The organism is Ruminococcus sp. RTP21204st1_B2_RTP21204_210225 (assembly GCF_040914135.1).
GTDB classification, from domain to species: domain Bacteria; phylum Bacillota; class Clostridia; order Oscillospirales; family Ruminococcaceae; genus Hominimerdicola; species Hominimerdicola aceti.
This window is the reverse complement of record NZ_JBCPGA010000060.1, coordinates 1-10,025: the sequence shown is the minus strand read 5'-3', so window position 1 is coordinate 10,025 and position 10,025 is coordinate 1. Positions and strand designations below refer to the sequence as shown.

General features: G+C 43.8%; 7 protein-coding genes. 6 read left to right on the top strand and 1 reads right to left on the bottom strand.

Features of this window, described 5'->3' with window-relative positions; translation table 11 throughout:
- The first annotated feature begins 196 nt into the window (after window positions 1–196).
- The 3 genes from AB5123_RS13065 to AB5123_RS13055 all read left to right on the top strand — a co-directional run bounded on the left by AB5123_RS13065 (window position 197) and on the right by AB5123_RS13055 (window position 2,874).
- On the top strand, window positions 197–1,105 hold the full coding sequence (locus AB5123_RS13065) for a hypothetical protein (RefSeq protein WP_337811946.1): 909 nt from the start codon (window positions 197–199) through the stop codon (window positions 1,103–1,105).
- Between the two features lie 153 nt (window positions 1,106–1,258).
- Window positions 1,259–1,714 (top strand): CBS domain-containing protein, encoded by a 456-nt coding sequence (locus tag AB5123_RS13060; protein WP_046441579.1) that lies wholly within the window; start codon window positions 1,259–1,261, stop codon window positions 1,712–1,714.
- A 26-nt stretch (window positions 1,715–1,740) separates the two neighbouring features.
- Window positions 1,741–2,874, top strand: coding sequence for a D-alanyl-D-alanine carboxypeptidase family protein (locus tag AB5123_RS13055; RefSeq protein ID WP_288163013.1), 1,134 nt, complete (start codon window positions 1,741–1,743; stop codon window positions 2,872–2,874).
- A 243-nt stretch (window positions 2,875–3,117) separates the two neighbouring features.
- On the opposite strand, the gene AB5123_RS13050 is transcribed toward AB5123_RS13055, so the two are convergent.
- Window positions 3,118–3,774: an HAD family phosphatase gene (locus AB5123_RS13050; protein WP_278340360.1), complete on the bottom strand. Its 657-nt coding sequence runs from the start codon at window positions 3,772–3,774 to the stop codon at window positions 3,118–3,120.
- A 231-nt stretch (window positions 3,775–4,005) separates the two neighbouring features.
- Here AB5123_RS13050 and AB5123_RS13045 point away from each other — a divergent pair, with 231 nt between their 5' ends.
- The 3 genes from AB5123_RS13045 (at window position 4,006) to AB5123_RS13035 (ending at window position 9,943) form a co-directional block, all read left to right on the top strand.
- The gene (locus AB5123_RS13045) at window positions 4,006–4,662 is read left to right on the top strand and encodes a CopG family transcriptional regulator (protein WP_270763056.1); all 657 of its coding nucleotides are present in this window, start codon (window positions 4,006–4,008) and stop codon (window positions 4,660–4,662) included.
- 66 nt (window positions 4,663–4,728) lie between these two features.
- Window positions 4,729–7,350 carry an ATP-dependent chaperone ClpB gene (clpB, locus tag AB5123_RS13040; RefSeq protein ID WP_041337359.1) on the top strand — a complete coding sequence of 874 codons (2,622 nt, stop codon included), beginning with the start codon at window positions 4,729–4,731 and terminating at the stop codon, window positions 7,348–7,350.
- Window positions 7,351–7,600: 250 nt separating this feature from the next.
- Window positions 7,601–9,943: a VWA domain-containing protein gene (locus tag AB5123_RS13035; protein ID WP_337811948.1), complete on the top strand. Its 2,343-nt coding sequence runs from the start codon at window positions 7,601–7,603 to the stop codon at window positions 9,941–9,943.
- Window positions 9,944–10,025 lie beyond the last annotated feature (82 nt).

The following is a 10,025-nucleotide window of genomic DNA, read 5'->3' as shown; positions in this document are numbered from 1 at the left end:
CTTTATTTTATCAGATTTTTGCCTATCTCTCTTTTCTTTTTTCTTAATTTTGTCCAATATCTATTGTAGCACTACAATCATCGATCTTTACGCTCTGCCTTATCTCTTGACATAAAAGTTTAAGGGGTGTATAATGTTAAGAGCAGTATTGTCTTGAAAAAGAAATATAGTACATGGTCTGAAAGGATATTGACATATGGATATAAAGAAAATATGTGCGGCTCTCTGCGCTTGCGTGGTATGCTTGTGTGCAGCTGGCTGTTCAAAGGATAGTAAGGACAGCTCTTCTGTCACAGAGAGCAAGGCGAACGTTTCAACAGCCGACAATGCCGACAGCGCAAAGTCTGAGGACAGCAAGGGTGACGAGAGTGATGCGGATAGTAAGGTATTGAACGAGCAGGGTGAGCTTATTACAAAAACTGCTGCGATCTTTGACGGTGACTACACTCTGAAAACGACCTGCACAGAGGACGACGGCTCAAAGCAGGAGGTAGTAAGAGCCAAAAAGGGCGGAAACATCTATCTGAAAGTCACATCGGATATAGGCACCAGCGGATTTATCTATGTTGACGGAGCAGGATATGATTACGATAACGTGACCGGTGTTTATCACAAGTCAGACGTGACGGAGCTTGACGGCGTTCTTGAAAGCATAGTCAAGCAAAACCTGCCGAGAACCTATGGTCATATAAACAGTGATGAGGCTGATGATTTCGATATTGAGGAGTACACTTATACGGGCGACACGTACATTACTGCTATCGACCTGTATTTTGATAAATCTGACGGAAGCTTAAAAAAATACACGCAGACCTTTACCATTGAAGGCTCAGATGATACAGTTTCAGAATACACTGTTGACGAGCTTTCGGGGGACGCTGACGACAGCCTGTTTGACGTATCTCAGGCGACAAGTCTTGTGGACTTTGACAGTATGTCAGAGGATCAGAGGCTTGGCTATTGTCAGGGTATCTTAAACAAAGCAGGCGTTACAACAGACGATCTCAGTGCAGGGGGATATCAGACGGACGATCTTAAGACCATATCCTATGACAGTTTTGTGAGCATTGTTTACACATACGGCTACAAGTCTGCACAGCAGTAAGTCAAAATGCACAATTTCAGCGTGGAGATTTGTTGAAAACGCAGGGCGGAAAATGCCCTCTCTATGCTTTACTTGTATGCGTTTTTTTGGTATAATTATAGGTGCGGTCGTTACCGCATAAAAACGTATGCTTACAAGAGGATATATATATAAATGAATATACTAAAGTTTTTGAAGCCGAAGGCTTGCGTGGATTTTGTCTATGATGACAACACAGCAAGGCAGGCTCTTGAGAAAATGAAAAATCACAGCTTTACCGCTGTGCCTGTTATCGACCGTGAGGGCAGATATGTAAAGACCCTTGCAGAGGGCGACTTTCTGTGGTTCATGCTCAATAATGGCATTCAGGATATGCGTGAGCTGGAAAAATATAAGATAAGCGAGATAACAAGGCGTGTTAGAATGAAACCCGTCTATGTTTATTCTACTATCGAGGATCTGATACTTCTTTCAATGGATCAGAACTTTGTGCCTGTTATTGATGACAGGGAAGTTTTTATAGGTATTGTGACGAGAAGAGATATACTTAAATATTGTCACGATACTCTTAACGAGTATGAAGCGAAATATGGTCATAAGGAAGAAAAAGAGGAGATAGGTGCAGTATAAGCACCAGGAAAGGAATTGTTGTAAAAATGAAGAGGACAAACAAAAAGGGCGGTGCAGCTATAGTTGCTGTGCTTATAGTTATAATGCTTGTGGCTGTTGGCTCGGCGGCACTGGTGGTGACAGGAAGATATACCATTCAGGCAAGCAAGGTGGCAGACGCAGTTGTTAAGGTGAACAGCAAACCTGAGGAAAGCTCTTCTGAGGAGGTTTCAGAGGTTGACGACCTTTCATCAGTTGTGGAAGAGCCTGTGAGCAATTATCCTGTGAAGTCTGCAAATTATCAGGATATAAATATAAAGGGTATGACAGCAAACTCAGCTATACTTGTTGACGCTGACACAAACGAGATAGTTGCAGGTTATAATTACGAGAAAAAGGTATATCCTGCTTCTCTTACAAAGATGCTTACGCTTCTTGTAGCCGCAGAGAATATTCAGGATATGGACGCTACATATAAGTTCACAAGCGATGATATCGACCCTCTTATCGAGGACAACGCATCAAGAGCAGGCTTTGAAGCCGGAGAAACTGTTACAATGAAAGACCTGCTTTATTCAGCTATCCTTGTGAGCGGTGCTGACGGCACAACAGGTCTTGCAAACGCAGTTGCAGGCTCAGAGGAGAAGTTCGTTGAGCTTATGAACGCTAAGATCCAGGAGCTTGGTCTTACTGGCACGAAGTTTGTGAATGCAAGCGGTCTGCACAACAAAAATCATTATTCCACAGTGCAGGATATCGCAGTTATCACAAAGGCGGCTATGGATAACGAAACTTGCCGTGAAGTGCTTACAGCAACAAAGTACACAACTTCAAAGACAAAACAGCACAAGGACGGTATCGAGCTTACAAGCATTGTTGCACAGAGAATCGAGGGCTACTATGTGGATTGTGACGGTGACGGCGAGGCTGACGACGGCATAAGCATCGAGGGCGGAAAGACAGGCTTCACCGACGAAGCAAAGTACACCCTTTCAACTATACTTGATGATAACGGACACAAATATATTTGTGTTACAACAAAGTCTAAGGACGAGCTGAAGTCTGTTGAGGATCAGATAGCTATTTATGAAAAGTATCTGGGCGGCAAGGCTTCTGATAATAAAGATAAGGACAGCAAGACGGACACTGACACGTCTTCTGTTTCTGAGGTCGAGGATTAATTAGATAGGATAAAAAATAAATGCGGATATCGTGGAGGTATCCGCATTTTTGTATTTTATTTTGCAAATCAGTGTAGTCAGTGTAGGGGCGAACAGCGTTCGCCCGTCGAAGTGATAAAGCTATCGGTTTTACTATCCCTATGTAGCGTTTGTGTCAATTCGTGTAACATTGTATCAATTTTTATAAGGTTTTTACAAAAAGCGGGCGAACAATGTTCGCCCCTACATGAATTGGCAGAATATTCATCTTAAAAGCTTTTGTATCACACCTATGACCTTGGAAAGGTCATCACAGCAGGCATACAGAAGCTTTTTTGTTTCCTCGTCAGGCTGTGAAAGGTCGGGTATCATAACAGGTTTGCAGCCTGCGGCGTGGGCGGAGCGTATGCCGTTTGGTGAGTCTTCGAGGGCAATGCACTCGCCAGGGTCAAGCCCCAGCTCCTTTGCGGCGGCGAGATAAATATCAGGGGCAGGCTTGCCGTTTTCTATCATGTTTCCGCAGATAAGCTTGTCAAATCTGTCAATGATATTTATAGAACTGAGATACAGCGTGGTGCGCTGTAAGTCGGTGGCAGTGGCAACGGCTTTTTTTAGGCCTGTGCTGTCAAGATAGTCAAGAAGCTCATCAAGCCCTTTTTTCTTTTCTATGCCGTTTTGCCTGATAAACTCGTTCATAAGCTCGATACGCTTTGCACGAACTTTGTAGTAATCAAAATCCTCTCCGAAAATGCCTTTAAGATGTGGGATAGCATACTTCGCTGCAAGAGAGCGTATGCCCAGAACGTGTTCCTTTGTCATTGGATAGCCGTAATGATTCGCCGCCTCACACCAAAACCTTGTGAGCAGCTTTTCCGTATCTATCATTAGTCCGTCCATATCAAATATAACGCCTTTGAGCATTTTTATCACGCCTTTCCAACTTGGTATCTGTTATTATATCACACTTTTGACAAGTTTTCAATAAAACTGCACAAATTAGAGGTGCAGAACATACATTCTATTGTGCATCTATATAATTCGTAATTAAAATTATATAATCCTATTGACAAATTATTAGAATGTGGTATAATAAGTACAGTGATAAAAGGCGACGCCATATGGGAACGCCTTAAAGAAAGGAATGAGAGCAAAGTGAACAAGAGCGTGTATAGTCTGGTGCTTGCAGACGATGTGGTGGAGGCTATCGACAGGCTGGCATATTCCATGAATACCAGTCGTTCAAATCTGATAAATCAGATATTGGCAGAGCGTGTCCAGCTTCTCACCCCTGAAAAAAGAATGCGTGAGATATTCGCTAAAATAGAACAGCTTATGGACAGCAGGTTTCAGACCCTTAATCAGCCCTCTGACGCTATGATGTCTATAAAAAGTCCTTTGAGATATAAATATAAGCCGACCATACGATACAGCATAGAGCTGAGCCGAGATTTTCACGGAAAGGTGGGTAGGCTGAAAGTATCTTTCAGAACTCAGAGCACACAGCTCATTTCAATGCTTGACAGCTTTTTTAAGCTGTGGGCAAGGCTCGAAGAAAAATATCTTTCGTATCTTTTCACTACTGGCGTGCCTTATGAAACAGCCGAGGGCAGATTTACAAGAGATTTTTACGCACCGCCTCAGTCGGAGCTGACCGACGAGGATATAGCGAACGCTATCGGTGATTATATAAGCTGTATGGACAGCTGTATTCAGCTTTACTTTGACAACGCCGCAGAACCTGAAACGGCGGCAAGAAAGGTATCTGAAATGTATGAAGGATATCTAAAAAAAGGCGTTGTCGTTCTTTAAACGGTGGGCGGAGAGCTCCGCCTGCTGTGAGCATATATCTTTTTAGATGATAAGGGAGGTAATTTTATGAACGCTCAGAAATTGACACAGAAATCATTGGAAGCTTTGCAGGAAGCGCAGAGCATTGCCTCAAGAAACTCAAATCAGGCTGTTGACCAGCAGCACCTTATGCTGGCTTTGCTTTCACAGGAAAACGGTCTTGTGCCGCAGCTTTTTGTAAAAATGGATATCGCCCCTGAAAATATAGAGGCGGCTCTTACAAGAGCAGTTGACGATATACCTAAGGTGCAGGTAGGCGGACGTGCGCAGGACTCTGTATACATTTCAAGCGACCTTGACAAGGCTTTTGCGGAAGCCGAGTCGGAAGCTTCAAGAATGAAGGACGAATACGTTTCAGTTGAACATCTTGTTATGGGCATAATGGACAGCCCTAACAGCGCTTTGAAGGAAATATTCAAGACCTTTGGTGTAACAAAAACAAAGTTTCTGAAAGTTCTTCAAGCTGTAAGAGGAAATGCTCAGGTAACGAGCCAGAACCCTGAGGAAACATATGACGTGCTGAAAAAGTACGGTCAGGACCTTGTGGAGCTTGCAAGACAGAATAAGCTCGACCCTGTTATCGGCAGGGACAGCGAGATAAGAAACGTTATAAGGATACTTTCAAGAAAAACAAAGAACAACCCTTGCCTTATTGGTGAGCCTGGCGTTGGTAAGACCGCCATTGCAGAGGGCCTTGCTCAGCGTATCGTCAGCGGAGATGTTCCTGACAGCCTGAAAGACAGACAGGTTTTCTCACTTGATATGGGTGCGCTTATCGCAGGCGCAAAATACAGAGGCGAGTTTGAGGAGAGATTTAAGGCTGTCGTTGAGGAGATAAAGAAGTCTGAGGGCAGGATAATCCTCTTTATAGATGAGCTTCACAATATCGTTGGCGCAGGCAAGTCAGACGGCGCAATGGACGCAGGCAACCTGCTGAAACCTATGCTTGCAAGGGGCGAACTCCATTGTATCGGTGCAACGACTCTTAACGAGTACCGTCAGTATATCGAAAAGGACGCTGCTCTTGAAAGACGTTTCCAGCCTGTTATGGTTGACGAGCCGACAGTTGAGGACACTATCTCTATACTTCGTGGACTTAAAGAGAGATACGAAGTGTTCCACGGCGTAAAAATTCAGGATCAGGCGCTTATTGCGGCGGCTGTTCTGTCAAACAGATATATCACCGACAGATTTCTCCCTGATAAGGCTATCGACCTTGTGGACGAAGCCTGCGCACTCATCAGAACGGAAATGGACTCAATGCCTACAGAGCTTGATGAGATAAGACGTAAGATACTCCAGCACGAGATAGAGGAAACTGTCCTTAAAAAGGAAACTGATAAGCTTGCAGTTGAACATCTCCATGAGGTGCAGAAAGAGCTTTCAGAAATGCGTGAGCAGTTCAATGAGATGAAAGCTAAATGGGAGAATGAGAAGTCTGCTATCTCTAAGGTGCAGAAGCTCCGTGAGGATATCGAGCAATGCTCAAAGGATATCGAGAGAGCAGAGCGTGAATATGACCTTAACAAGCTTGCAGAGCTGAAATACGGCAGAATGGCTGACTTGCAGAAGCAGCTTGCCGAGGAAGAAGAAAAGGCAGAGAAGTCAAAGACAAAGAACACTCTGCTAAGAGATAAGGTAACAGAGGAAGAGATAGCAAGGATAATCTGCCGCTGGACAGGTATCCCTGTGGCAAAGCTTATGGAGGGCGAGCGTGAAAAGCTTTTGCACTTGCCTGATATCCTCCATGAAAGAGTTATCGGTCAGGACGAGGCTGTTGAGCGTGTGTCTGAGGCTATCATGAGATCTCGTGCCGGTATCGCAAATCCAAATCAGCCGATAGGTTCGTTCCTTTTCCTCGGTCCTACTGGCGTTGGTAAAACAGAGCTTGCAAAAACTCTTGCACAGGCATTGTTTGACGATGAGAACAATATCGTTCGTATAGATATGTCGGAGTACATGGAGAAATTCAGCGTAAGCCGTCTTATCGGAGCGCCTCCGGGATATGTAGGCTATGAGGAGGGCGGTCAGCTCACCGAGGCTGTAAGAAGAAAGCCTTATTCAGTAGTTCTTCTTGACGAGATCGAAAAGGCTCACCCTGACGTTTTCAATATCCTTTTGCAGGTGCTTGACGACGGACGTATCACAGATTCACAGGGCAGAACGGTTGACTTCAAGAACACTATCATAATCCTCACTTCAAACCTCGGTTCTCCTTATATCCTTGAGGGCATCACACCTGAGGGCGAGATATCTCAGGAGGCAAGGGACAAGGTGGACGCTCTGCTGAAACAGCAGTTCAGACCTGAGTTCCTTAACAGACTTGACGATATAATCTACTACAAGCCTCTTATGAAGACGGAGATATACAAGATCGTTGACCTTATGCTTGCAGAGCTTGGCAAGCGTCTGGAAGACAAGAGGCTCAGCATAGAGGTAACAGACGCCGCTAAGGAAGCTATCGTAAATCAGGGCTACGATCAGAACTTCGGTGCAAGACCTCTCAAGAGGTTTATCCAAAGACGTATCGAAACTCTTATCGCAAAGAAGATCATTGCAGACGAGCTTGAGCCTGATTCTATTTTACAGGTAGATTATGACAAGGACTTCGTTGTGAACGTTATTTATAATACTGTTACAGAAGAGTGATAGTATTATGCCAAAGGGCAGTTCCGAGAGGGGCTGCCCTTTTTTGTGGAAAAAGAAGGTTTTAATTTATTTTAGGTTAATAATAAAAGAATTATCTTGTTAATGTTTTGGTAAGATATACTGTTTGTAAACAAAAAAGAACAGTTTATTTTGTGAATTATTCTAGGTTATTTTGCTTGCAAATGAGGTACATATATGCTAGAATATTAATATCGTGAAATATGTGATCTGATAAGGGGAATTAATATTTATGAAAGCAAATTTTTCTGATACGAATGATTTTGTTCAGAGCATGAACAGAGGAAAGCGCAAAAAGAAGATAGCATTGCTGGTGCTGTGTATAGTGCTTGCGTTCCTTGTGGCTGCCTGTGTTGTCGTGGGTCTGAAAATAAGGGAAAATAACCGTATCGCCATGGCTAAATCGGTCATAACAAAGCTTGATATAAGCACTACCTTCAAGGAGTCGGAGTTTTCTGACGATCAGGACTGGGACGGTGACGGCATAAAGAATGCCGATGAGGTACGTCATGGCACTAACCTTCAAAGCGAGGATACTGACAATGACGGAATAAGCGACGGCGATGAGATAAAGCTAGGCACGAACCCTATTGAAGCCGATACTGACGGCGACGGTCTTCTTGACGGCTATGAGCTTATGGCAGGCACAAATCCGAGAGAGTCAAAGTCTGACGGAAAGACCAATGACGCTGAAAGAGAGCTTACAGTGGAAAAAAATGCAGGGGACTGCCGCCTTGAAATAAAGGGCGACGCAAACGCTGCCAGTGCGACCCTCGTTGAGCTTGACCTCTTTGGTATCTCTTCAAATGCAAGTATCGTCACAAAGGCTTATGACGCTTATTCTGACTATAAGTTCAACTCGGCAAAGATAACTTTTGATATCGACTCTGCAAAGCTGAGTAAAATGGGATATTCATTTGATGACCTTACAGTGCTGAGATTTGATTCACGCTCCACCCTTTACACAAAGGTGGATTCAAAGGCAGACAAGAGCAAAAAGACAGTTTCTGCTTCTCTTACAGAGCTTGGCACTTATGTGGTAGGCGTTGAGAAAACTGTAAACGATGAAGCCACAACAAGGATCTGCTTCCTCGTTGATAACTCCGGCTCTATGTATCCAAAGGAGCAGTGTGTAACTTCTTCTGAGAATGATGTTGACTTCAAGCGTCTTGAATTTGCAAAGAATCTTATCGACAAGTTTGAGAGCCACTATCAGGTCGGCATTTGCAAGTTCACAGGAAGCTACAAAAAGATGGTAGACTTCACTGATGATAAGACGAAGCTTACGGAAGCTCTCGATAAGATAAAGTCTGAGAAAGAGATATTTAACGGCACTCACAGCCAGACGGCTCTTAAAAAGTGCATGGACGAGTTCAAGGCAACTTCCGGTGGAAAATACAGAAATATCATCGTGATGCTCACAGACGGCGAGTCTGACGAGTTTAATCCTGCAAGCGTTTCAAGCCTTGCAAATACTGCAAAGGATAAGGACATAATCGTTCTCACTGTTGGTCTTGGCAGAGATGTTGACAGAGATTGGCTTCAGGAGCTTGCTTATTCCACAGGCGGAAAGTATTACTCAGCTTCTGACGCAAACGCCCTCAATGACGTTTACAAGCAGATAGTTACTACACTGAACTATGATATCGTTACATACACGAACGCTGATGATAATGTAAGAGGTTATTCACTTTACAACACAGGCTTTGACCCAAAGGTGAACGGCTTCTCATTCAAGAATTTCAGAACAACAACTACCGCAAGTGTTGACTTCGGCATGGCTGTTATGGCAAGAGATTGGTATCTCGGAAATGTAAAAACTTCTCTTGGAGATATCACTCCGTCAGATAAGAGCGACATAAAGGTGAATGCCGCAGGCTATGACATAAGCGGAACAGACTTTGGTAAACAGTATGACGAAAGAGTGCCGCTTAGCAAGATAACCTCAGACCTTTTTGCGGGCACATATTCAGACGTTACAAAGTATCTCGACTATTCCTGCACAGGGGATATTCTCACCCTTAATGATGACTATAAGTATGACAGCAAGAACAAGGGCTGGGTAAAGAACGTTACGAAAATATCAGGCGGCAATCTCCGCTGGAAAAAGGTAGAACTGCTTGATATGGATATAGCAAACGGCATTGGCAAAATAAAGGGTGGCTATTCCTCAAATGACGCAGAGTTCGCAAAGGCACTCTACAGACTTAACGCCCTCCAGTGGGACGATTCTTCGTCAGAGTATAACCTTAACAACGACAGTAAGGGCTTTGAAAAGCTTGAAGACCAGCTCAGCCTTGGCATACCAGTTGTTACAACTATAGACGATACTCATACAGTGAACGCTATCGGACTTATTCAGGATTCTGATTGCCACAGAAAATATATCCTTCAGATATATGACAACAACTATCCTGGGGAAACAAAACAGCTTTATATCCAGAAGCTTCCGAAGTGCAAGCTCAAGATAGACAGCAATGGCAAGGCGACAGTTGTTGGCACAACGTTCGAGTATTCCGCAACATATGAGGGCAAGCAGGTCGGCATAGAATTTTCTGACGTGACAGCTCATTAATAAGAAAAAAAAGGGGCTGTAAAAAAAGTCCCCAAGAAAAAAGGCTGCGATCTTGCCAAAAAGCAAGACAGCAGTCTTTTTT

Bases quoted from the DNA above. Each gene is read 5' to 3' on its own strand.
- AB5123_RS13065 (WP_337811946.1), top strand. From the start codon at position 197: ATGGATATAAAGAAAATATGTGCGGCTCTCTGCGCTTGCGTGGTATGC.
- AB5123_RS13060 (WP_046441579.1), top strand. From the start codon at position 1,259: ATGAATATACTAAAGTTTTTGAAGCCGAAGGCTTGCGTGGATTTTGTC.
- AB5123_RS13055 (WP_288163013.1), top strand. From the start codon at position 1,741: ATGAAGAGGACAAACAAAAAGGGCGGTGCAGCTATAGTTGCTGTGCTT.
- AB5123_RS13050 (WP_278340360.1), bottom strand. From the start codon at position 3,774: ATGCTCAAAGGCGTTATATTTGATATGGACGGACTAATGATAGATACG.
- clpB (WP_041337359.1), top strand. From the start codon at position 4,729: ATGAACGCTCAGAAATTGACACAGAAATCATTGGAAGCTTTGCAGGAA.
- AB5123_RS13035 (WP_337811948.1), top strand. From the start codon at position 7,601: ATGAAAGCAAATTTTTCTGATACGAATGATTTTGTTCAGAGCATGAAC.